General features: G+C 55.6%; 20 protein-coding genes. 15 read left to right on the forward strand and 5 right to left on the reverse strand.

The genetic code is table 11. The features are described from left to right. Positions 1 to 6: 6 nt before the first annotated feature. The 4 genes from AB4Z00_RS15470 to AB4Z00_RS15485 all read left to right on the forward strand — a co-directional run bounded on the left by AB4Z00_RS15470 (position 7) and on the right by AB4Z00_RS15485 (position 3963). A complete protein-coding gene (locus AB4Z00_RS15470; protein ID WP_442046488.1) occupies positions 7 to 537 on the forward strand; it encodes a hypothetical protein in 531 nt (176 codons plus the stop codon). A gap of 65 nt (positions 538 to 602) precedes the next feature. Continuing rightward, positions 603 to 767, forward strand: coding sequence for a hypothetical protein (locus AB4Z00_RS15475; RefSeq protein ID WP_442046489.1), 165 nt, complete (start codon positions 603 to 605; stop codon positions 765 to 767). Between the two features lie 186 nt (positions 768 to 953). Next, positions 954 to 2801, forward strand: coding sequence for a hypothetical protein (locus tag AB4Z00_RS15480; protein WP_442046490.1), 1848 nt, complete (start codon positions 954 to 956; stop codon positions 2799 to 2801). Positions 2802 to 3336: 535 nt separating this feature from the next. Continuing rightward, the gene (locus AB4Z00_RS15485; RefSeq protein WP_442046491.1) at positions 3337 to 3963 is read left to right on the forward strand and encodes a hypothetical protein; all 627 of its coding nucleotides are present in this window, start codon (positions 3337 to 3339) and stop codon (positions 3961 to 3963) included. Positions 3964 to 4121: 158 nt separating this feature from the next. Here AB4Z00_RS15485 and tnpA read toward each other — a convergent pair whose 3' ends face one another. The 3 genes from tnpA to AB4Z00_RS15500 all read right to left on the reverse strand — a co-directional run bounded on the left by tnpA (position 4122) and on the right by AB4Z00_RS15500 (position 7337). Next, positions 4122 to 4478, reverse strand: coding sequence for an IS66-like element accessory protein TnpA (gene tnpA, locus AB4Z00_RS15490; protein ID WP_442046492.1), 357 nt, complete (start codon positions 4476 to 4478; stop codon positions 4122 to 4124). 337 nt (positions 4479 to 4815) lie between these two features. Further along, the gene (locus AB4Z00_RS15495) at positions 4816 to 6060 is read right to left on the reverse strand and encodes a glycosyltransferase (protein WP_442046493.1); all 1245 of its coding nucleotides are present in this window, start codon (positions 6058 to 6060) and stop codon (positions 4816 to 4818) included. 41 nt (positions 6061 to 6101) lie between these two features. Then, complete coding sequence (locus AB4Z00_RS15500; protein WP_442046494.1) at positions 6102 to 7337, reverse strand: polysaccharide biosynthesis/export family protein; 1236 nt, start codon at positions 7335 to 7337, stop codon at positions 6102 to 6104. A 187-nt stretch (positions 7338 to 7524) separates the two neighbouring features. On the opposite strand from AB4Z00_RS15500, the gene AB4Z00_RS15505 reads away from it, so the two are divergent. The 11 genes from AB4Z00_RS15505 to rfbA all read left to right on the forward strand — a co-directional run bounded on the left by AB4Z00_RS15505 (position 7525) and on the right by rfbA (position 20007). Further along, complete coding sequence (locus tag AB4Z00_RS15505) at positions 7525 to 8715, forward strand: hypothetical protein (protein ID WP_442046495.1); 1191 nt, start codon at positions 7525 to 7527, stop codon at positions 8713 to 8715. Between the two features lie 9 nt (positions 8716 to 8724). After that, entirely contained in the window at positions 8725 to 9522 is a 798-nt protein-coding gene (locus AB4Z00_RS15510; RefSeq protein ID WP_442046496.1) for an ABC transporter permease, read from the forward strand. Next, positions 9519 to 10184 carry an ABC transporter ATP-binding protein gene (locus AB4Z00_RS15515; protein WP_442046497.1) on the forward strand — a complete coding sequence of 222 codons (666 nt, stop codon included), beginning with the start codon at positions 9519 to 9521 and terminating at the stop codon, positions 10182 to 10184. The genes AB4Z00_RS15510 and AB4Z00_RS15515 overlap by 4 nt, the downstream gene beginning before the upstream one ends. Positions 10185 to 10219: 35 nt before the next feature. Continuing rightward, positions 10220 to 11254 (forward strand): GDP-mannose 4,6-dehydratase, encoded by a 1035-nt coding sequence (gmd, locus tag AB4Z00_RS15520; protein WP_442046498.1) that lies wholly within the window; start codon positions 10220 to 10222, stop codon positions 11252 to 11254. Further along, positions 11244 to 12137, forward strand: a complete 894-nt coding sequence (locus tag AB4Z00_RS15525; RefSeq protein ID WP_442046499.1) for an NAD-dependent epimerase/dehydratase family protein — start codon at positions 11244 to 11246, stop codon at positions 12135 to 12137. The genes gmd and AB4Z00_RS15525 overlap by 11 nt, the downstream gene beginning before the upstream one ends. Positions 12138 to 12263: 126 nt before the next feature. Next, positions 12264 to 12875: a DUF4214 domain-containing protein gene (locus tag AB4Z00_RS15530; protein ID WP_442046523.1), complete on the forward strand. Its 612-nt coding sequence runs from the start codon at positions 12264 to 12266 to the stop codon at positions 12873 to 12875. Beyond that, positions 12872 to 16477, forward strand: a complete 3606-nt coding sequence (locus AB4Z00_RS15535) for a glycosyltransferase (RefSeq protein ID WP_442046500.1) — start codon at positions 12872 to 12874, stop codon at positions 16475 to 16477. The genes AB4Z00_RS15530 and AB4Z00_RS15535 overlap by 4 nt, the downstream gene beginning before the upstream one ends. 88 nt (positions 16478 to 16565) lie before the next feature. Next, positions 16566 to 17144 carry a dTDP-4-dehydrorhamnose 3,5-epimerase gene (gene rfbC / locus AB4Z00_RS15540; protein WP_442046501.1) on the forward strand — a complete coding sequence of 193 codons (579 nt, stop codon included), beginning with the start codon at positions 16566 to 16568 and terminating at the stop codon, positions 17142 to 17144. A 12-nt stretch (positions 17145 to 17156) separates the two neighbouring features. Continuing rightward, the gene (rfbB, locus tag AB4Z00_RS15545) at positions 17157 to 18224 is read left to right on the forward strand and encodes a dTDP-glucose 4,6-dehydratase (RefSeq protein WP_442046502.1); all 1068 of its coding nucleotides are present in this window, start codon (positions 17157 to 17159) and stop codon (positions 18222 to 18224) included. Further along, positions 18221 to 19111, forward strand: a complete 891-nt coding sequence (gene rfbD, locus AB4Z00_RS15550) for a dTDP-4-dehydrorhamnose reductase (protein ID WP_442046503.1) — start codon at positions 18221 to 18223, stop codon at positions 19109 to 19111. Before rfbB ends, rfbD begins: the two co-directional genes overlap by 4 nt. A 26-nt stretch (positions 19112 to 19137) precedes the next feature. Then, positions 19138 to 20007, forward strand: a complete 870-nt coding sequence (gene rfbA / locus AB4Z00_RS15555; RefSeq protein ID WP_442046504.1) for a glucose-1-phosphate thymidylyltransferase RfbA — start codon at positions 19138 to 19140, stop codon at positions 20005 to 20007. A gap of 43 nt (positions 20008 to 20050) precedes the next feature. Here rfbA and AB4Z00_RS15560 read toward each other — a convergent pair whose 3' ends face one another. Together AB4Z00_RS15560 and AB4Z00_RS15565 are read right to left on the reverse strand one after the other, a co-directional pair. Then, entirely contained in the window at positions 20051 to 21244 is a 1194-nt protein-coding gene (locus AB4Z00_RS15560) for a hypothetical protein (protein WP_442046505.1), read from the reverse strand. A 191-nt stretch (positions 21245 to 21435) separates the two neighbouring features. After that, positions 21436 to 21771: a hypothetical protein gene (locus AB4Z00_RS15565; RefSeq protein WP_442046506.1), complete on the reverse strand. Its 336-nt coding sequence runs from the start codon at positions 21769 to 21771 to the stop codon at positions 21436 to 21438. Positions 21772 to 22016: the final 245 nt, after the last annotated feature.

Consider the following 22016-nt stretch of genomic DNA (forward strand, 5'->3'; position numbering starts at 1 on the left):
AGTCTTATGGATGAAGTCGAACGCAAGGATGTGGCGATGCGAAACGAACCGCCAGCCTCTCCTTCCAATCCGCCGAAAATGAAGCAAGTGGGATTCGATACCCGCAGCCGCGAGGCATTTGAACTGCTCAAGCTGGGCGAGGCAATCTGCAACCTGCAGGTAGATCAGCGCAAGATGCGCCTAAATGCCGAGGATATGCGTTTCGAGCGTGACCGCTACAAGGCATCCGCAGCGGCATTCCAAGACAAGCTTACTGCAGCCCTCAATGAAAATGCCAGACTTCGGGACTTGCGCGAAGTGCTCAAAATCATGTCGCAGGAAAAGGAGGCCGCTCACCCCGCGCAAGTTGAACAGTTGCGTCAGGGCAATACGCATTTGATTGCTACATTGCGCGCAACGGAGGAGCAGCTTGAACAGGCATACCAAGAATTGGAGATTGCTAAAGCGCACATGGAAAGCATGCGCCTAGCGTTCATCGAATTAACGCGGAACCTAATAGCAGAAGCCAAGGCTGCGACTGAAGTTGTTGTGCATTAGAGCCGGAAGGACAAGCACAATTCAAAGTCAACGAAATTTTAGAACGTAAGGGTAAAGATATGGCCATGAGCCGCGAGGACGTAATCTGGGTCTACAGGATCTTTCTTGGGCGCGAACCGGAGAATGACGATGTCATCAACCAACAGGTGAGCAGCGGCCGCACCCGTCTCGAGATGATCGCTCAGATCATGGAGAGTGAGGAGTTCACATCCAAGCATGTGGTGCGGTGAGCGGAACAGCAGGCACATTGGCTATACCCACGGCTGTAGCCTCTTGGGGGGGGGATAAGGTCAAAGCAACTGATCATGCTGGCGCCCCTCCGAGTGTCCTGAATGCGTTTTATGGACTAGCATCCCGCAACTGCATTTTGTCTTTCTGCAGACGACCTAAAAGCGGGCACGCAGATGGAACCTAAGATGAATAAGACGCAAAAAAGTAGCGAAAACCTTCAAACGGTCTTCATCCATTCGTCTTTTCGAACCGGCAGCACATGGCTGTGGTTCAAGTTCCGAGAACAACTGGATTGTTACTGCTACTATGAAATATTCAACGAAATACTGGGAGAAATAAATTTTAAAAGCATTTTACAATCTGCTGAGGACTGGAATTCCCATCACCCACAGGGAGCTCCATATTTCTCCGAATTCAGTCCGCTCCTAGATAAGACTGAAGGTATAGATGGCTTTGACCAAGACTTGGCGCTTACAGATTTTTTCTTAAGCTCTGATGGCGATAAGGACCGGGTCCGACGGACCGAAGCTTATCTTGCCCGCTTGGTAAACTTGGCACAGCACAATAAACGAGTTCCCGTGCTGTCCTGTACGCGCAGCATCGGCAGAATCAAGTTGATCAGAGAATTGATTGGGGGAACCCATATCTTGATACGTCGGCGTTTGCTGAATCAATGGTTTTCATATTCCAATCAGGCACTTAATAAAAATACGTTTTTCTTCAATACTGTCATTCGCACCGTTAACGCGCGGGATGCTGATACATTCATTGGGATGCTCGCAAATCTTTTAAAAGACAACGGGATTTCCCAAAATTCATTCGGGGAAGACCATGACACGCTCTTGATCGTATTTTTGTGCCTGCACATTTACTTGTACGCAAAACATCAAAGCGACTTTGATATAATTATTGATTTCCACAAGGGATCTTTTCGGTCAGACCTAGACATGGCTACTCGCTTGATCGACGAAGTGACCGGAGTTCACGTGAACCTATCGGACTACAGCGAAACCATTTCGGCACCTGTCATGCTGATCCAGGACGTAGATCGCGTTTTCAGCATGGTACGTTCGCTTTTCGCCAAGCCCATCCCTGGACTCGACTACGAGAAGCTGCGCACTCTGGTTGATTACGAGCTGGCTGACTTTAGGCAAGGTTATGAGCAATATCGCCAAATCGCGGGGTCGGCGCATACCCAACTAAAAGCACTTGCAATCGAGCTGTCGCAGCTTGAGAATGCCTGCAAAACTGCCGATAATGAGCTTGCGGCGGTTCATCGGTCTGCGCAACAGCAACTCGAAGAGTTGCACACCCACCTCGATGCAGCGACAGATGACTTGGCAGCCCTCTCCCGTGAGTCCAAGAAAGCGGAACTCATGATGCAGCAAGAACGCGCGTCGCTCGACGAGCAAAGCGCACAACTGAAGGAGCGTTTACAAGAATTAGAGGCGGCGCTGGAGCGGAGCAGCGCCGATCGCGAAGCGCAGGATCAGGAAATAGAACGATACATGCAAGCGCAAAAGTCCGCTGAAAGCGCTTTACAGGAAGAGCGCGAAAGGTCCGCGGCTCTGGCCCATGACCTCCAACAGGTAAAGGTGCATGAAGCGGAACTAATCAACCGTCTTGATGCGGCAAACGGCGACCTGGCCGACGTCACTCGTCAATTTAAGGAAGCTGAACTGGCGATTCAAGACGAACGCACGGCGCTTAGCGACCAAGCCTCGCAGTCGGTAGAGCGACTTCGAGATTTGAAAGCCAAGCTCCAAGGCAGCACCACAAGGAGTGACGAGCTGGAGCGCGACCTGCAGCAAGCATCGGAACTTGAGGCGGAACTGAGCGTCCGCTTGGAAGCATTGACTGCCGAGGTTGCGAGCTTAAGGTCGCAGGTCACAGTGGCGGAACTGGCATTTCACGAAGAACGCGCTCAAAAAGAGCTAGCTTGGGCAAAGCTTGACTTCGTCGCAACTGGAAAAGCCAAAGCGCAAGAAGATCTAGAACGCAGGTGGGATAGCATGATCAAGAGGATACGCTAGTTGTCTGTTAGCGATGCGAGGATCCCACGTTGACGTTGCGGCCTAACGGTCGGTGTCGTAGCGTCCCAGGTCGTGCAGCGCCTTAATTTCATGCAAGACGAGCGTTTGTCGAGGTATCCCTCGTTCTCGAAGAAGTTGGCGGTCTTGGGCCCCGGCCGTAGCTTGCCAAGTACGGGGCGCCCTTCTTGTCGAGGCAATATGCCAAGATCGGTAGCAGCAGTCCGTGGTTGATGTTGCCGCGATTGAGAAGCGTTTCAAGTCGCGCAGGTTCAGGTTCATCGAGGCGTAGAAGCCGCGGCACCATGGTCGTGGATCAATATTGCCATCGGCCTTTTTGCGCGAAGGGAGGAGCATACTGTAAACGCGCAATTCGTAGCACACTGGTTCCGGTGTTTGCGTCCGGACTTTTATCGACCACTCGGCACAAGCCATTGTTTTTTCTGGTGGCGTCTGCCCCGTTAAAAGCGCTACTTCCACCCGCAACGACCGATATGCGCTGCGTTTGCCTCACGCACATGAAATGAAGTGACGCCGAATGACTTTAATATCCTTCAGCCATCAATTCGCGTTCATTAAAACCTATAAAACCGCTGGCACGTCTCTCGAGGTGCATCTATCTCGAATGATGTCTAAGGACGATATTGTAACACCGATTAGCCCTCCTAATAGAGATCACATCCCGAGAAATTACGTGCAAGGCGAAGGCAATGTTTTTGTCAACCATATGCCCGCGTCTCTCATCAAACGCATTTTGGGGCACGCTTACCAAAGCCTTTTCACTTTTTGCTTTGAGCGCCATCCCATAGACAAGTGCCTCTCATACTTCGCAATGACCCAAAACGGCGTCGGTGAGCACTGGGAAAAAACTGCGGCCACATGGGAGGAGTATGTGGAACAAGGTGACTTCCCCGTAGACACTCGCCTGTACGTCGGAACGGAGGGTGAGTTGCTGGTGGATCGCATTTTCAGGTACGAAGAAATGTCAGATGCGCTACAAGAAATCTGCGATGTCACAGGTATGCAGCTGCCCCCGCTCACTTCCCGTGAGAAGAGTGGCTACCGCGTTGGCGTCCCTACCTTTGGCGACGTAGCCGGGACCAAATGGCAATACGACCGGATCATGACGGCCTTCGAGTCCTCTTTGGCATTTACAGCTTATTAATGGGCCCTTTGACGCACTTCCGGGGAAAGTAGTGAGGTGTTGGGAGCCGTCTAACCCAACACCTCACTCCTGAACCAGCAAGGCAAGCGAGGCCATCCCCTTCCTCATATCCGTGTGCCCCGTGGCGATCCACACGCGAGCATGTCCTGGGATCGGGATCATGCCAGCGACTCCCGCAACACAACCTTCAAAAGCTCGGGCGACGCGCCGGGCGGTATCCGTACCTTGGCGCTCGGCAGTTCGATCACGATCACCTTGTCTGCAACAGGCGCAGCGGGTTGCTCCGGCCTCATCGCAACCTCGGCAAACTGAGGTGACGATCGCGACCTCTCCGGCGCCACGCTCACCAGTATCCGCCGCCACTTATAGATCAGCGAAACATCGACATCCGAAGCGCAGGCGACGTCTGCGATCGACACGCCGGGCGCCATCGAGGCCTCCACCAGCGCAAGCTTCTCATCCAAACTCCACCGCCGCCGCCTCTGCGCGCCAGAAACCACCGTCACCTGACCCACTGCACATCCTGTAGCCATGTGGCAAACCTCAGTGCTTGCCACATGGCTAACCTCTCAGGCCGCGCCGATCAGCGACAGAGGGCCTTCGCCGGATGGGTACTGTGAAGTCGCGTTTCCGACGAAAATTAGCAGATCAGCCCCCGAAACCGAAGCTCGTTCTTCCCTCGTGAGCCTTCAGGCCGCTATTATGCTGCAATAAGACAGTTCTTTGAGGTGCCCTGTTGATGCCTCCCTGCCTTTGTTAAGGCCTATCTGGACGGCGACAAAACCGAAGCAGCAAATGCTGAAGCTATCCGCGATGGCTGTGAGCCAGAGCCACATCCCAGTGGCACTTGGCCTAGGAAATGGCGGAAAGGATCATATGCCCCGCCTGCTTCCATCCTACGGTGGGCGAGGTCACAGTGATACGCCCGGCCTGTACGTCTTGGGTCCACCCCTCAATGGACTGAGCCAGAACCTGTGGACCGGCATCGGCCGGAAAATAGCACACACCCAGTTCTTGATGAGCGCGGAACACAGGCAGGTCTCGCGCCAGTACCGGCTTGTTATGCCCTAAAGCCTCGATCAGCGGCAATCCGAATCCCTCGGCATGAGATCCGATGATGACGCCCTGACAGGCTTGGTAAATGCACTCCAATTCCACGTCTTCGACGTCATCGAACCACATCAACTTGTGGCCGTGCTCTGGGTGGCTGCGTATGGCTGCGCGCAGGTCGTCGATTTTCCATCCCGTTCGACCAACCAACACCAAGCGTTCATCCGATCCGCGGCGCCAAAGTTCACTGAAGCCAGCCAAGATGTCCGCGTGGCCCTTGCGTGGCTCTAGCGTCCCCACCATCAAAGAGAAGGGGGACGAAGCGTCGAACCGCATAGCTGCATCTGGACGTTCGTCCGCCGCCACAAGCATGGCCTCTTGGATACTGTAACCCATCGGGACGATGGCGGTGCGATAGCCTTCGGCTAGGCCGTGACGCGCATCTAGCACCCGTTCTAGGTCATCCTGCGTCTGCTGTGAGATGCAGAAGAAACCATCGGCAATGCCTGCCAAGATTTCAAGCCATACTTTGTAGCGCAACACGTTGTTGGGAGAAAACCATTCTGGCCTTTCGGCGGGTAGAAGATCGCATATGAGGAACCACAGACTTCCGCCGTCGCGTCGGAAACGGGCAAGTTGACGCCGGTAACGTCGAACAGTATCCAGCGAAAAGTCAAGTCCGAAGAAGACATCGCCAGGACGAGCCACGACGGCACTCGGCTCGACTAGTCCCCCTGTTCCGGGCCAGTCAATGACATGATAGGCCTGGCGGCGATCCGCTGCAACGAAGCGAACCTCCCAGTCATTCCCCGCTGCCTCAGCGAGAGCCTGAGCGATCCCGCGTACCACGCGCTGGATTCCGGTCCCGGCATCGTGGCGGCTAACTACTGCGAGATCAATGTAGAGGCGACGCGGTGCTGAGATGCGCGGAAACGCCACTGAATGCGCGGTCTGACGCCGCCGACGTTGCGTACGGAACTGACGAAGGGCAAGACCGGATATAGCCTGATCAAGCCGATAAGGCAGTAAATCGAAAAAAGCGTTCAAAGCTAAAGCCACCTGATGGATTGATCGACTTACTTACCTATTTACTGACTTACGGCTGTTGCCGTCGTCGCAACGGGTAGCAGAGTCGAATAGATGACGTTCACAAACTTCTGTATGTCGGCCAAGGGCGCATTAGAGACATACAGAACGTCCTTGTTTTGTATTGGAAAACTCTGCGCGATAAAGAAACTGGAGGCGTCCTTCATGCTGATGCGATAGATTACCGGAATTTTACCGTTTGGCGTAGTTCTAGCCGTAGCGCGCACGTCAGAACTAACGACATCGGGATTTTCCAAGCGGAAGATAAAAACGCCCTTAACATCCGCACGGGTGTCCTGGAGTCCGGAAATGCGCCCAAGTGCCTGGGCCAAAGTCAGTCCGGTCGCCTCAAAAGGCAGTTCGTCGTTCCTGCCAACTGCCCCAAGTGCCGTGAAACTGTAGGGCTGGTAAAGCACTGTCATGACATCATCAGGCTGCAAACGGACATTCTGCTGAGGATCTCTGATCACAGTTTCGAGCGGCAGCGAGGCCACCTTCATGCCACGGGTGATTTGTATCGTCATTTTGTTGACCGGCTGCCGTACACCGCCGGCCGTTGCCAGAACATCCAGCACGCGTTCGCCGCGCGCCGTAAGTGGTACGCGAGCACTCCCGGCGACATCACCAACCACGGTCACGTTCGCGGCCGCGTTGCGCACCAAACGTACAATAACCTGCGGCTGATGCGCGAGGCCAACAAGCCGGCCGGTTATCGCCCTAGCAATCTCTTGCGGCGTGCGTCCGTCAGCTTGGATACGACCGACGAACGGGATCGTGATTTGGCCTTCGCTGTCGACCATCTGCTCAGGCATGGATGTGCCTCGAGCGGTAGAACTGGACGAGGCCAACGGCGAGTTACCACCTGAGGCACCGAACAAGGCAGCCGGAGGAGCCTCCCATATCGCGATGTCGAGCACATCACCCTTACCAATAAGCGATCCGATCGCCCTGCCCTCTCCTAGCTGTTCGGAAAACAGGGGTTGTCGGCTATTGGCCAGGATTTCGCGCGTCACCGCGTCCGTGACGTCGATAACCTTGATCCCGGCTTCGCCGACCGACTGCTCGCTCCCCGTCTTGACAATCCTGCTCGTTGAAGGCCCCGCACCGGGCGCGTTTGCGCAAGCCGAAAGCGTCAGCCCTAGGCTAACTGCACAAGTAAGGCGGGTCGGAAATGAAATTTTTTTCATGAAAAGCAGCCAGTTATATGCGAGCGGCGTCAAGCGGGTATCGTAACGCATTCTGCCTATGGCACCAGCACAGTCATCGATCAAGAAATGTCGCGTAAGGGAGGTGGTCGCGGATGTAGCGAGCCAGACGGATGTCAGCGCCTGTCATCAACTCTGGACGCGGATACAATGGGTGGCTAGGGGTGCGGAAATTCACACGGCTTCACGCCGGTAAAGGCCTGTGCCGAGGTTTGTAATTATGGATATTGCTCACGTCAACACGGAAGCAGGCAATGACCACCCAGAGGGTGGCCAGAGCGAAGCTGTAAATAACGACGGAATCAAAACGTCAATGCGAAAACTCTTAGGTAAAGTTCACCCAATTTTTCTCCTGACTGTGGTTGTTCCGACGGCGCTTGCAATATTCTATTTTGGATTTTTTGCTTCGGATGTTTACATATCCGAATCCCGATTTGTCGTTCGTAGTCCAGATAAGCAATCCACATCTGGACTTGGAATCTTACTCAAAAGCACTGGCTTTGGAAGTGGGGGCGACGAAATCTACGCTGCGCAAGGGTATGTGCTTTCGCGTGATGCCCTGCAAGCCCTTAACCGTAACAACGCCTTCATGCGTGCCTATACGGTGCCGTCGATCTCGATCTTTGATCGGTTCAATCCCACGGGCCTGCGCGGTAGTTTTGAGGACCTTTACTCGTACTACGAGAAAAAGGTTTCCCTCGATCAGGATACAGCCTCCTCAATCGTGACGCTCAATGTTCGCGCTTTCACCCCGCAGGATGCCCAGCACTTTAACGAACGCCTGCTCGAGATGGCGGAGGCAACCGTCAACAAGCTCAACGAGCGCGGCCGTCAGGATCTCATCCGTTTTGCCCAACGGGAAGTCGATGAGGCGAAGCAGCAGTCCCAAAAGGCCGCGCTGGCGTTGTCCGCATATCGCAACCAAGCCGGCGTCGTCGATCCCGAGAAGCAAGCAACCATCCAGATGCAGATGATCTCGAAGCTGCAAGATGAGCTGATCTCCACGCGTATGCAGGCGCGCGAACTGCGCGCATTTGCCCCCCAAAACCCCCAGATTGCAGCTCTGGACACGCGGGCCAAGGGGCTCGGCCAGGAAATTGACGAGCAGCTCGGACTCGTGGCGGGCAGCAGCAAGTCACTGTCCTCACGCGCAGCGCAATACCAACGGCTTTCGCTCGAAAGCCAATTTGCTGACCGCCAGCTTGCTAGCGCCATGGCGTCGTACGAGGATGCGCGCAATGAAGCACGGCGCAAGCAGGCATATGTGGAGCGCATCGTCTCGCCAAACCGGCCCGACGATGCGCTGGAGCCGCGCCGACTTAGGGGCATCTTCTCCACACTTATCCTAGGCCTCGCTGCTTGGGCAATTATTAGCATGCTCGTCGCCGGCATGCTGGAACATCGCGACTAGTCGGCCGCAATGCTCTCGCCATCACTTTCGACGATCGGCCGCAGCGCTGCGATACAGGGCCGGGTAATCTATGCCCTGTTTATGCGCGAAGTTTTGACGCGCTACGGCCGGCACAACATCGGGTTCTTGTGGTTATTTGTTGAACCGATGCTGTTCACCACCGGTGTGACCTTACTTTGGACGCTTGCCAATGCCTCTCACGGTTCGTCCCTTCCGATTGTCGCTTTCGCGCTGACCGGATATTCCAGCGTCCTGCTGTGGCGCAACATGCCGTCACGCTGTATCGGAGCTATCGAGCCTAATCTTGCGCTAATGTATCATCGCAACGTCCGCGCTATCGATATCTTCATCGCGCGCATCCTGCTCGAGGCTGGCGGAGCGACGATCTCATTCATCACACTCAGCGTCTTTTACATCTATATCGGCTGGCTCGAGGCACCGGAAGACGTTCTCACAGTTATTGGGGCATGGCTGCTGTTGGGCTGGTTTGGAGCCAGTCTGGCCACGCTGCTTGGCGCCTTGGCTGAGAAGAGCGACATTATTGATCGGCTCTGGCATCCTGCTGCTTATCTTTTGTTTCCGCTGTCGGGCGCAGCTTTCATGGTAGATGCCTTACCTGTGGGAGCCCAGAAATACGCCCTTTACGTGCCCATGGTGAACGCAGTCGAAATGGTGCGCGATGGGTACTTCGGAAATCATATCCGCACTCACTACAGCGTAACCTACGTGCTCTTCTGGTGCTTCGGGCTGACGGTCCTTGCGCTGGCGCAGGTGGCCGTGGTCAACCGCGAGATTACTCCGGAATGATCCATGTCGATAACATCCACAAGGTATATCCTACCCGTGCTGGCGACAGGGTGGTGCTGGACAATATCAACTTCATCCTGCATCCAGGCGAGAAGCTGGGCATCTTGGGTCGCAACGGGGCGGGCAAGTCGACGCTGATCCGCCTTGTTAGCGGAGCGGAGCGCCCAACATCCGGTGAGATTACGCGCACGATGTCGGTATCATGGCCATTGGCCTTTGGTGGCGCGTTTCAGAACGCCTTGACCGGAATGGACAACGTCCGTTTCATAAGTCGGATTTACAAGCAGGACTATCGTAAGAACATAGATTTCGTAGCTGATTTCACCGAGCTTGGCCTGTATCTGCGCGAACCAATCCGGTCGTACTCGCAAGGCATGAGGGCGCGCCTCGCTTTCGCAATTTCCATGATCATCGAGTTTGACTGCTACCTGATCGACGAGATCAGCGCGGTAGGCGATGCGAAATTTCATGAGAAATGTGAAGCAGAACTGTTTCACAAGCGGCGGGACCGTGCAATGTTGATCATCTCACACGATACCGAATATGTTCGAAATCACTGCGGGCGATTTGCCGTCCTGAACGAAGGCAATTTGCTTTTCTATCCCGAGTTTGATCAAGCGCTTGACGCTCATAAGCACAATTTGCACACAAATGCTGGTTAGATTTTATATGTTTCTGATTAAAACGGAGCTTTCATATGAGTAAGACTGCCCTGATCACCGGCGTAACCGGACAGGACGGTAGTTACCTTTCCGAACTTCTTCTTGAAAAGGGCTACCAGGTCCACGGGATGGTTCGCAGGTCAAGCACTGTTAACACTTGGAGGATCGACCATCTTCTCGAAGAAGAATATAGCGATCGCTTCTCACTGCACTACGGTGACCTTTCGGATGCCAACTCCTTGCGGCGCCTGGTCGACGTTACGCAGCCCGACGAGATCTATAACCTGGCTGCGCAAAGCCATGTTCGCGTCAGCTTCGATCAGCCTGAGTATACCTGCGACGCTACGGGAACCGGCGTCCTGCGCCTGTTGGAAGCAATTCGCGCCTCCACCCAGTACGCTCCGCGCACCGTGCGCTTCTATCAAGCCGGATCAAGCGAAATGTTTGGCTCGGCTAAGCCACCGCAGAGCGAGGACACCCGTTTCGAGCCACGCAGTCCGTATGCCTGCGCCAAGGTCTATGCGCATTACCAAACGGTGAACTACCGCGAGAGCTATGGCATGTTCGCCAGCAACGGCATCTTGTTCAATCACGAAAGCCCGCGCCGTGGGGAGGCTTTCGTCACGCGCAAGATCACGCTGGCGGCTGCGCGCATCAAGCTGGGTCTGCAAAAGAAACTCATGTTAGGCAACCTGGACGCCAAGCGCGACTGGGGCTTTGCCGGCGACTACGTCGAGGCCATGTGGCGTATGTTACAGCATGACACTCCCGGCGATTATGTTGTGGCGACAAACAAGGCAATCTCGATCCGAGATTTCCTGGCTCTGACGTTCGAGCATTTGGATCTCAACTGGGAGGATTTCGTTGAAATCGACGAACGATTTTATCGTCCGGCCGAAGTGGACTACTTGCTGGGCGACTACAGCAGGACCCAAGCCGACTTGGGATGGACCCCGACCCACGACGTTTCTTCGCTTGCCAAGATGATGGTCGAGAGCGACCTGCAACTGGCCAAGCGCGAAAAGCATCATCGCAACTTCGACGAACTCGAGGCTCAGATTGTCCAGTAAACCTGGCCTTCTGCTCACAGGTGCATCGGGTTTCGTTGGAAGGCACGTAGTTGCCTTGGGACGCGGACGGTTCGACATAGTCGCTTCCGGACGCGGCCCACGGCCGGAGTGGTTACCGGCCGACGTTGCCTGGTGTTCTGTGGACTTGATGAATCGGGCCTCGGTGGCAGCATTGCCCACCGAGGTTCCTTTCGTCCTCCATTTGGCCAGCGAGACGGTTCCTTCAAAATTCTTCAGCTACGATCCTCTTCTGGATTCGGTAGAGATGACTTTGAACTTGTGTCGGCATCTGAGGGCGGGCCGACTGCTTTTTGCCAGTTCGTGCCTGGTCTATGCCGCCAGCACCGCACCGCTGAGGGAAGAGGATCCGGTCGATCCTCGCGGTCATTACGGCCTCACGAAGCTGCTGTGTGAAGCGGTCGTGTCACGAACTGGCGAAGCCGGCGCTCTTGAGACCGCAATCGCGCGACCGTTCAACCATGTAGGCGCCGGGATGCGCCCTGATCTTGCGATCCCTTCAATCGCGCGCCGCGTGCGTGCCGCGCCCGACGGGGCCATGATCGAGATGGCCGGACTGGATAGTGTTCGCGATTTCCTGGACGTCAGCGACATTGTCGAGGCGTACTTTGCAATCCTAGAAATGCCCGCACTACCCCAGCGAATCTTTAATGTTGCTAGCGGAAAGGCTTCCAGCATAGGTGATGTCGTTAGAACGTTAGCTCGCATTCTAAACAAGCCCATTAGCGGCATCACGTTCGCCGACCAAGGTAATTCGGCGGACGATACTTCGACTGTCGTTGGTAATAGTGATAAACTGCGGCAGGCTACAGGTTGGTTGCCCAAAAAAAGTCTGGAAGAAGGCTTGTCAGGTTTAGTCTCCTGATAAGCGAAGTGCAAACTTCAGCCTAATCAACAAGAATGACGTTCAGCCATCACGTAAGTCCAGATCCAAATCAGAGAAGCCAAAATTATGTACCGCGCTCCCGGTGACGTTGATGATACGGATTACATGATAACGTCCTATAATGATCTTTGCTCTTTCGAGGGTGGTGATTTCATAGATTGGGCATACCTGGCTCTTCTGGACAGATTACCCGATGTCGGGGGTAAGCGATATTATCTTTCCAGACTGCGGGCGGGATATTCAAAAATCCACATTCTGTCTCAGATCAGTCGCGCAGCCGAGAAAGATGGGCGAGGAGCATCCCTGTCTGGCCTTGGCGCTAAACTGCGTCGGCATCGGATTGCATCTGTGTTCGGGCTTGCGTGGATTTTTCGACTGTTTGGTTACACTGAGGGTAACACCCGGTCCGAACGCAGGGATCGCGCCCYTTTGTTCGCATTGGCGGATATCCGCTTGCAAGTGGGTCAGCTAGGCACAGAGATACACGGGGCCGGAGTTCGGTACGGCACTCAGTCCGAGACGGGAGCACCCCGAACTCAGGCGGCTATCCTCGCTGAATCCGAAGCCGAGGTAGCTGCGCCGATCACGAGGCAGGCGAGGCAAACGCTTAACCTCGGAAATCAGGAGTTTGCTTTGCCCCTCTCGATGGATAGTCGCACTAGGCAGCTCGTCGCTGCGTTGGAGCGGGAAATTCTTTTTGCAAAGAAGGCAATATGAAGCTTCTTTTCGATCTTCAGGGTATCCAAAATCACAGTCGGGAGAGGGGTATCGGCCGGTATGTCCTGAACCTGTTCAAGGCAGTGGCAGCGCGGGACGACGTTGAAGTTTATGCTCTTCTGAACGGGGCGCTGTCGGGCAACCTGGAAGAAGCCCGGGCCATCGCCAGTGCTGCGGTGGGGGAAGACAACATCCTAGTGTTTCCGGGCATGCCCGCGACAATGCCTCACAACGAGCCGCTCAAGCAGCGCCGCGAGTTGTGCGAGGCCGCCTACGAAGCTTTTATTGAGAACGCTGGCTGCGACGCCTTCCTGGCGGGGACGCTGGTCGAGGGATTCAACGATGAAACCATAGTCTCGATCAGGCGCTCGTCCACTTGCCCGGTGACCGCTGTCATCCTCTACGATCTCATTCCCCTTATCGATCCTGACAAGTACCTCGGCTTTCATCTGGCGCGCGATTGGTACTTCGACCGGATGGACCAACTCCTTGAAGCTGATCTACTTCTGGCGATTTCGGAATCTTCTCGCCAAGAGGGCATCAAGCATCTCGGTTTCACGGTCGAGCAGTGCATCAACGTGGGATCCGCAATTAATCCCGACGTCTTTTGTCCCGGACCGCCCGCAACGGCGAAGGAATTGCGGGCTTTGAACATCACAAAGCCCTTCCTAATGCATACCAGCGCGTTTGACGAACGGAAGAACTTCGAAGGCTTGATCGAGGCGTTTTCGCTGCTTCCTGCGGCGCATCGTGCACAATACCAACTCGTCTTGGTTGGAGGTTCTGATGGAGAAGCGGCGGCTCGCATCCGGCGGCATGCGGCCAGGCATGGTTTGAACGAGCAAGACGTCATTCTTCCCGGCTTCATTTCCGACCCTCAGCTTGCCGCCCTGTACCGTTCGTGCAGTCTTTTCGTGTTCCCTTCGTTTCATGAAGGCTTCGGCCTGCCAGCGCTCGAGGCGATGTCCTGCGGCTGCCCTACGATCGGATCAAACGTGACAAGCGTTCCCGAGGTCATCGGCCTGGATGATTTGCTTTTCGATCCGCGCGATTCGGTCGCGATGGCTGAGTTGATCAATGAAATCCTGACGGACGAGAAAAGGCGGACCTCCGCGGTTCGTCACGCGCGTACACATGCCCGCACGTTCAGCTGGGACAAAGTTGCAGCGCGGGTCGTAATGTCGTTGAAGGCATCGTGCGCGAAGAAGGGGAAAAAGGCCTTTGTCTATCCCAACGCAAAAAAAATGCTGGCCGACATCGCATCTCGCATCGACTTGTCGCGCTTCGCACCTGGTGACTTGCTTGAATTCGGGAGCGCGCTCGTCGATAGCGAACGGCGCATAATTGAGACAGCTGGGCGAAAGGGTAGCGAGGAGGGAGCGATTTGGCGGATTGAAGGCCCCTTTGACAGTACCTATAGCCTTGCTTTGCTGAACCGTGAGACAGCCCGTGCGCTGGCGGATCTTGGATACGAGATCGCCCTCAAATCGACTGAAGGACCAGGTGATTTCGATCCTTCACCAGATTTTCTTGTGGCCAACCCCGATTTGGCTGCAATGCACGTGCGTTCGAAGCGCTCGACCCATCATGACGCGGTTGTTGTCAGCCGTAATCTTTACCCTCCTCGGGTGGAGGACATGTGCGGCCCAATTAATGCTTTGCACCATTTTGCATGGGAAGAGTCAGGATTCCCGTCAGCATGGACGGACAACTTCAACAATCATTTGACGATGTTGACATGCCTGTCGACGCATGTCGAAAAGATCATGATCGACAACGGAGTCACAGTGCCGCTGGTGACTAGCGGATGCGGCGTCGATCACTGGGAACGCATACAACCCGATCCAACTTACAAGGTTGATGCTAAGAGCTTTAAGTTCCTGCATGTTTCATCCTGCTTTCCGCGTAAGGGGATCGATAGCCTGATCGAGGCGTATGGCCGTGCCTTTACTTGCAACGACGATGTCAGTCTAATTATCAAGACCTTCGAAAATCCGCATAACGAACTGCGGCGGTTGCTGGACGAAGCCAAGGCGCGCAATCCGCTGTTTCCCGATGTAGTGACAATTTTCGGTGACATTTCCGATGCACAGTTGAAGGCCCTGTATGCACATTGCGATGTAATGGTCGGACCCAGCCTTGCGGAAGGGTACGGATTGCCTTTTGCCGAAGCGATGCTGAGCGGCATTCCGGTTATCACGACGGGTTGGGGAGGGCAGACCGATTTCTGCAACGAAGGCAACTCGTGGCTGGTGGATTATCGCTTCGAGCGGACCGATACCCACTTTGGCCTCTGGGCCTCTGCATGGGCCCGGGTGGACAGCGACTCCCTCGTTGCCGCAATGAAAGATGCTCGAAGCTCGTCGCTTGAGCAGCGGCGGGCAATGGCTGCTATGGGCCGCGCCCAGCTGCTTCACGAACACAAGTGGTCAGATGTCGCCACGCGACTTTCGGCCGCGAAATCGATGTTGCCGGCAATGTCAGGAAAGAAAGAGCCACGCATAGGGTGGATCAGTACTTGGAATGAACGCTGCGGGATCGCAACCTATTCGGAGCATCTGATCGGTGCGATGGATGCAGATGTCGTCGTTTTCGGGCCGGAGAACTACGTTGCAGTAGATGTCCAGGACACGGCACAGCGGCTATGGACGCGAACGAAGAGCAGTTCAAACTTAAGCAGGGTTCTTGACAGTCCGCTCGCCGAAGACGTCGATGTGTTCGTCGTCCAATTCAATAACACATTTTTTGACCACAACGACCTGACGAACTTCATCTTGGCCGCCCGCCATCGTAACAAGCGCATCGTTGTCAGCCTGCACTCGACCAAAGATCAGATCGAGACAACGCCACCGGAGGATTATCATCTTTCGCACATGGTTGCCGCGTTCGCGGTCTGCGACCGGCTGCTAGTTCATTCTATTGAGGACTTGAACCGTCTTAAATCGTTGGGCTTGGTCGATAATGTGGTGCTGTTCCCCCATGGAACGCTGATCCAGGCAACCACGCCCCCCTTGTCGATCAACAAAAAGCGCGTGCCTATGGTCGCCACTTACGGTTTCGCGCTGCCTCACAAAGGGCTGCTGGAAGTTATGGACGCGATCCGGATACTGAAGGAGCGCAGTTATCCGGTTCGGCTGCGAATGGTGAATTCCGAATACCCCGCCGACATATCGACCACGCTGGTCAACAAACTAAGTCCGACCGCAAAGCGTCAAGGCACATTCGATCTAATGGAATTCCATAATGGTTTTCTGAAAGACGAGGAGAGCCTGCAACTTCTTTCCGAGGCGGATCTGGTGATTTTCGCATATCAGGAAACCGCCGAATCGGCGAGCGGTGCCGTCCGCTACGGCATGGCCGTGGGCTTGCCTGTGGCAGTGACTCCTATTTCCATATTTGATGACTTAGAAGGCGCCGTCTACAGGTTCTCAGGCACGTCTCCAGAGGACCTCGCAGAAGGCATCCAGGCATTCTTGGGATCCATCGACAAACGCGATGAGGATTACACCCGAATAGCTTCTAAGGCGGAGGACTGGCGGCACAGCCATGATTACCGCGCCGTGAGCAAACGGCTTTATAACATCTGTAAAGCTCTTTTGTAAAATCGGCGTCGCTTTACTGCGATAGATTTCTATGCAGAGATTTGATGCACATTCTGTACTTTCTCACCAGCAAGGCTGCCATCCACCGATGACCTCAACCGCATCCCCCATACGCCTGATTGTTCCCCGCCGGCATGGTGATGACCGAGGTTGGTTCACTGAAGTCTATTCCGAGCCTACTTTCGCGGCTGAAGGCATCGGTTGCCGATTTGTACAGGACAACCATTCGCTGTCCGCTCCAATATTCACTCTGCGCGGCCTGCACTTCCAAACGCCGCCGCGTGGGCAGGACAAACTGGTACGTTGCATCCGTGGGCGAATCTTTGACGTGGCAGTGGATGTGCGCAAGGGATCGCCGACCTGGGGAAACTGGGTTGGAGCTGAACTATCGGCGCAAAACGGCCACCAGCTGTTTATCCCGATAGGCTTCGCCCATGGCTTCGTAACGCTCGAGCCGGACTGCGAGGTGACATACAAGTGCTCGGATACTTACGTACCCGATCATGATGGTGGAATTCGCTGGGATGATCCGGCGATTGGGATTGATTGGCCTATTCCCGCTGGATTTGTGCCCGAACTTTCCCCCAAAGACGCAGTTCAGCCTCTGCTTGCGAATTTTGACAGTCCTTTCGCCTACGATGGCCGACCTCTTCTTCCAATTGACTAAGGAACTGCCATTATGCGCGTAATTGTCACTGGAGGGGCTGGCTTCATCGGCTCCGCGCTTGTGCGCTATCTCGTCCTCGAAAAGGGCTACAACGTCCTCACCGTCGATGCCCTGACATATGCCGGCTGCGAAGCTTCGCTGCACGAGGTCGAAGCGAGCAATAATCACCGCTTCCTCAAGGCGAACATCTGCGATCGGGCTGCCATGGACGCCGCGATCGCCGATTTCCGCCCCGAGCGAATCATGCATTTGGCGGCCGAAAGCCACGTCGACCGTTCGATCACGGGGGCGGCGGACTTCATCGAAACCAACGTTGTAGGCACTTTCACCCTGCTGGAGGCCGCGCGCGGCTACTGGAATGGGCTCGAGGGCGACGCCAAAGCCGCTTTCCGCTTCCTCCACGTCTCGACCGACGAGGTGTACGGATCGCTGGGCGACAATGGGCTGTTCGAAGAAACGACGCCTTATGATCCCAGTTCGCCCTACTCGGCGTCGAAGGCGGCTTCAGATCACTTAGCCAAGGCCTGGGAACGCACGTACGGAATGCCAATCGTGGTGTCCAACTGCTCGAACAACTACKGGCCGTATCACTTCCCCGAAAAGCTGATCCCGCTCACCATCCTCAACGCGCTTGAAGGGCGCCGCCTGCCGATCTACGGCGAGGGCGAGAACGTGCGCGACTGGCTCTTCGTAGACGATCATGCTCGCGCGCTCGACATCATCAGCGAGAAGGGACGTATCGGCGAGACCTACAACGTGGGCGGTCGCAACGAGCGGCGTAATATCGATGTAGTCCGCCGCATTTGTGCAGTGCTCGATCAACTCGTCCCTGACAAAACCCCTCGCGAGAACCTAATCGAGTTCGTGACCGATCGCCCAGGCCATGATGCACGCTATGCGATCGACGCCACCAAGCTCGAGAACGAACTCGGCTGGAAGGCACAGGAAACCTTCGACACTGGTATCGAAAAGACGGTCCGGTGGTATCTCGATAACGAATGGTGGTGGCGACCCTTGCGCGATCAGTACGATGGCGCCCGGCTTGGTCTGAATGAGAAAACTGCCGAGACGGTTGCATGAAAATCGCTGTTACTGGCAGGGCGGGGCAGGTGGCCACCTGTCTCGCTGAACGGGGACGAGCCGCTGGCCACGAAGTGATTGCGCTTGGCCGGCCCGAACTCGACCTCGCCGAGCCCACATCGGTACTACAAGCTCTTGAGGCGGTCGAGCCCGATGTGGTAATCTCAGCTGCGGCTTATACTGCGGTAGACAAGGCTGAAAGCGAGGCCGACATCGCCCATGCCGTCAACGGCGCTGGCGCCGGAGCCGTTGCCCGGGCAGCCAAGGTAATGGACGTGCCGCTGGTTCACATTTCTACTGACTACGTCTTTGATGGCGAGCTTAATCGTCCCTATCTCGAGAGCGATCCTACAGCGCCCACCAGCGTTTATGGCGCATCGAAGCTGGCGGGCGAGCAGGCGATTCTTGGCATCTATCCAGAGGGCAGCGCCGTGCTGCGCGTCGCTTGGGTTTATAGCCCGTTTGGTGGCAACTTCGTCAAGACCATGCTGCGCCTGGGTAGCGATCGCAACGAGGTCTCTGTCGTGTCCGATCAGGTGGGCAATCCCACCAGTGCTCTCGACATCTCCAATGGCATAGTGAAGGTGGCGGAAAATCTAGCCGCGAGCAGCGACCCAGTTCTGCGCGGCGTCTTCCACATGACCGCTGCCGGTGAGGCGAGCTGGGCGGATTTCGCGCAAAGCATCTTCACAGCTTCCGCTGCGAACGGCGGACCTTCCGCGGCTGTCCGGCGCATCACGACCGACGATTATCCCACCCCCGCTGCCCGGCCCGCGAATTCGCGGCTCGACTCCAGCCGGATCGCCAAGGTTCATGGCGTAATCCTGCCGAACTGGCACAAATCGCTCGAAATTGTCGTCGCCCGATTGCAGGCTGCTGCGACCTAAAACTTATCTAGACAAGGAACTAAAACGTGAAGGGCATCATCCTAGCCGGTGGAAGCGGCACCCGGCTTTATCCAATGACGCTGGCCACCTCCAAGCAGCTGATGTCGGTCTACGACAAGCCGATGATCTACTACCCACTCAGCACCCTGATGCTTGCTGGCATCCGCGAAGTGCTGATCATCTCCACCCCTCGAGATCTACCGGCTTTCCAAGCCCTGCTTGGCGACGGTTCCGCGTGGGGCATGTCGCTCGAATATGCCGAGCAGCCCAGCCCCGACGGGCTAGCACAGGCATACATTATCGGCGCCGACTTCGTGGCGGGCGAGCGCTCGGCATTGATCCTGGGTGATAACATCTTCTACGGCCACGGTTTGCCGGCATTGTTGAACAACGCTTGCGCTCGTAAGACGGGGGCGAGTGTCTTTGCCTATCACGTCCAGGATCCGGAGCGGTACGGCGTGGTCGCGTTCGACGAAAATCACCGCGCAGTGTCGATCGAGGAGAAGCCTGAAAAGCCACAGTCCAACAGTGCTGTCACGGGCCTTTACTTCTACGACGAGAAAGTTGTGGACATCGCATCTAACCTGAAGCCATCGCCTCGTGGAGAACTGGAAATCACCGATGTGAACCGTGTTTACTTGGAGCGGGGAGAGCTGTCGGTTGAGATCATGGGCCGTGGCTATGCCTGGCTTGATACCGGCACTCCGGACAGTCTACTGGACGCCGGGGAATACGTGCGCATCCTGGAAAAGCGACAGGGTTTCAAGATCGCCAGCCCCGAGGAAATCGCATTTCGGCAGGGCTTTATTGACGGGCCACAGCTAGAGACGGCGATCGTCCGGCTCGGAAAATCTGACTACGGTCGATATCTACACGCAATATTGGCAGAGGGCTGAGGATAGCACACTGTCTTCCGCAAGCCGATTCCTCTGGACCCTTTCATCGCTCGGGGGGGGCTCTGCCAGAAACCAAATGAAGCAGGCGGCGATGGACGGTCTCCGTCGCGCGATCCCAATCCTCATATATGAGGAATGTGTCCACTCCGTCTTTGATCAGACGTGCATATTGTACCGGGCAGGCCGCCACCGGGGAGGGGTATTTCGTGCGAAGCAATGCTTTGCCTGGTAGCTTTTCCCACCGGCCTGTACCTGACGTCGGCCAAGTAGGTGACGCGGACCGCAGCAGCTGAAAGACCCATTGCTGGCCTGCCGTGCATTCGAGACCCATGGTCATTGTTTCGGCGATCATGTAGCGATGCGGATCGCGAGAATATGAAATTGTTGATGCCTCGCCCGTGCCGACGCAGCCGCTCAGCCACGTCTCGCAATCCGTCGGACCCAGGATGGCATCATCTGGTAACCCGTTCCCGCTGACATGCCACGTATGGAAATCTGGCGTATGCACGACGCCGCGATAGCCCGTTTTAGAACTCGGGTCATAGCCGTGCATTGTGACAATGTACTGGTCATCGGTCTTTCCGATGATGTCTGGTGTGCCTTCATCGCGTGTCGTCGGGGGGCATTTCTTACCGTGTCCCTGGCAAATTCGAGACCAGAGCTCCCCGCCGACGACGACTGGGTTTTCTGGGTCGGCTTCGAAGCGGCCAAGAGGCGTGGTAGCACGGCGCGTATAATGACATAGTGCCCACAAAGCACCTTTGCCGTCCAGACACTGGGCTAGCATATGCCAAGTGGAAGACTTCACGTCGTGATAGAGGCTGCCGTCCAGAACGGCGCAATGATCACCCTTTGCGCTTGTGCCCGGATCGACAAGAGTTGTGGGCGCGGACCATGTCCTGCCTTGATCGGTACTAGCGCGGATCACGGTGCGCGTATTGTCCGGAGTACAATTGTCCGAAGGGTGGGGGAGTGCTGCCCGGTTGAGGACGTACCATACACCCTTATAAACGAAGAATGAGCCTGCCCCCTCATGCACGGCGTTGTCTCCCGGCTGCCACTGCAATTCGGTCACTTCTTGAAAATGAGCTTTGCCTTGCCACAAATCATTCAAGGTGACCGGCGCCTGTGCCAGTTTCGATGCTGAGGGAGCATCGGGACCCGCTAAACACATGGCAGGCAACATTAAAAGTGATACAAAGACGATCAGCGCTAATTGCGAATAACGCACAGACATTTGCCTCCGCACTTGAAAAAGAATTTTCAGCGATGTCCCAACTCACCTATGCGATGCGCGAGGTCGGCCAAGATTGCCATTTCACCTTGGTAATGCGCGCGTATGGAATATCTGTGCGGGGGCAAGTTGCTTTGAAGAACCCCCATCCTTTTCGCCCGACATCTCACTTTGGATCGGCCACGTAGCGATTATCACGGTCGAACTGTCGCTTGTTCATGGCTCTCGAGAATTTCCTCGCTCTCCGCGCAGCGAATGCGCCAGTGAGCATGGTGTCGTTCCCGTACACGAAGGTGATCACGTCCTCCACTCCAATCACCAACGCACGCGGGCCTGAACGCGGTTTGCGTATTAATGACGACCTTGCGGGCGATCGCTGCCACCGTCCCATTCGAATAGGCAAGACCGCCCAGCAGCACCGGACGTAACACCTCAGAGTCGATGATCGCGTTCAGCGTTTCCAGCGGATCGCCCGTCTCGGACAGGCACTTCAGGTGATCTCCGATCGCAAACAGCCCGGACAACTTCACACGAAGCTCCGCATCTACCTCCTGCGATTAAATCATCTTCGCACCATCAACTCCAGCCGTAATTGGGGCGTCCAGTTCGTAAAGGCGGCTCTGAGGGATATCGGCGATCCGGACGATAACGTCAGTGAACCGTAAGCGGTAAAAATCTCCCACGTGGCGGTGGAGCCACCCCGTCAGGTTTGCCGATGTCTTTTCGGTGATCAAGCAGCGGTGACGATGTTGCTAATTTCGAACATGGTTTGCCC

The organism is Novosphingobium sp. YAF33, assembly GCF_052113265.1.
Classification (GTDB): domain Bacteria; phylum Pseudomonadota; class Alphaproteobacteria; order Sphingomonadales; family Sphingomonadaceae; genus Novosphingobium.

Bases quoted from the DNA above. Each gene is read 5' to 3' on its own strand.
- AB4Z00_RS15470 (WP_442046488.1), top strand. From the start codon at position 7: ATGGATGAAGTCGAACGCAAGGATGTGGCGATGCGAAACGAACCGCCA.
- AB4Z00_RS15475 (WP_442046489.1), top strand. From the start codon at position 603: ATGAGCCGCGAGGACGTAATCTGGGTCTACAGGATCTTTCTTGGGCGC.
- AB4Z00_RS15480 (WP_442046490.1), top strand. From the start codon at position 954: ATGAATAAGACGCAAAAAAGTAGCGAAAACCTTCAAACGGTCTTCATC.
- AB4Z00_RS15485 (WP_442046491.1), top strand. From the start codon at position 3,337: ATGACTTTAATATCCTTCAGCCATCAATTCGCGTTCATTAAAACCTAT.
- AB4Z00_RS15500 (WP_442046494.1), bottom strand. From the start codon at position 7,337: ATGCGTTACGATACCCGCTTGACGCCGCTCGCATATAACTGGCTGCTT.
- AB4Z00_RS15505 (WP_442046495.1), top strand. From the start codon at position 7,525: ATGGATATTGCTCACGTCAACACGGAAGCAGGCAATGACCACCCAGAG.
- AB4Z00_RS15510 (WP_442046496.1), top strand. From the start codon at position 8,725: ATGCTCTCGCCATCACTTTCGACGATCGGCCGCAGCGCTGCGATACAG.
- AB4Z00_RS15515 (WP_442046497.1), top strand. From the start codon at position 9,519: ATGATCCATGTCGATAACATCCACAAGGTATATCCTACCCGTGCTGGC.
- gmd (WP_442046498.1), top strand. From the start codon at position 10,220: ATGAGTAAGACTGCCCTGATCACCGGCGTAACCGGACAGGACGGTAGT.
- AB4Z00_RS15535 (WP_442046500.1), top strand. From the start codon at position 12,872: ATGAAGCTTCTTTTCGATCTTCAGGGTATCCAAAATCACAGTCGGGAG.
- rfbC (WP_442046501.1), top strand. From the start codon at position 16,566: ATGACCTCAACCGCATCCCCCATACGCCTGATTGTTCCCCGCCGGCAT.
- rfbD (WP_442046503.1), top strand. From the start codon at position 18,221: ATGAAAATCGCTGTTACTGGCAGGGCGGGGCAGGTGGCCACCTGTCTC.
- AB4Z00_RS15560 (WP_442046505.1), bottom strand. From the start codon at position 21,244: ATGTCTGTGCGTTATTCGCAATTAGCGCTGATCGTCTTTGTATCACTT.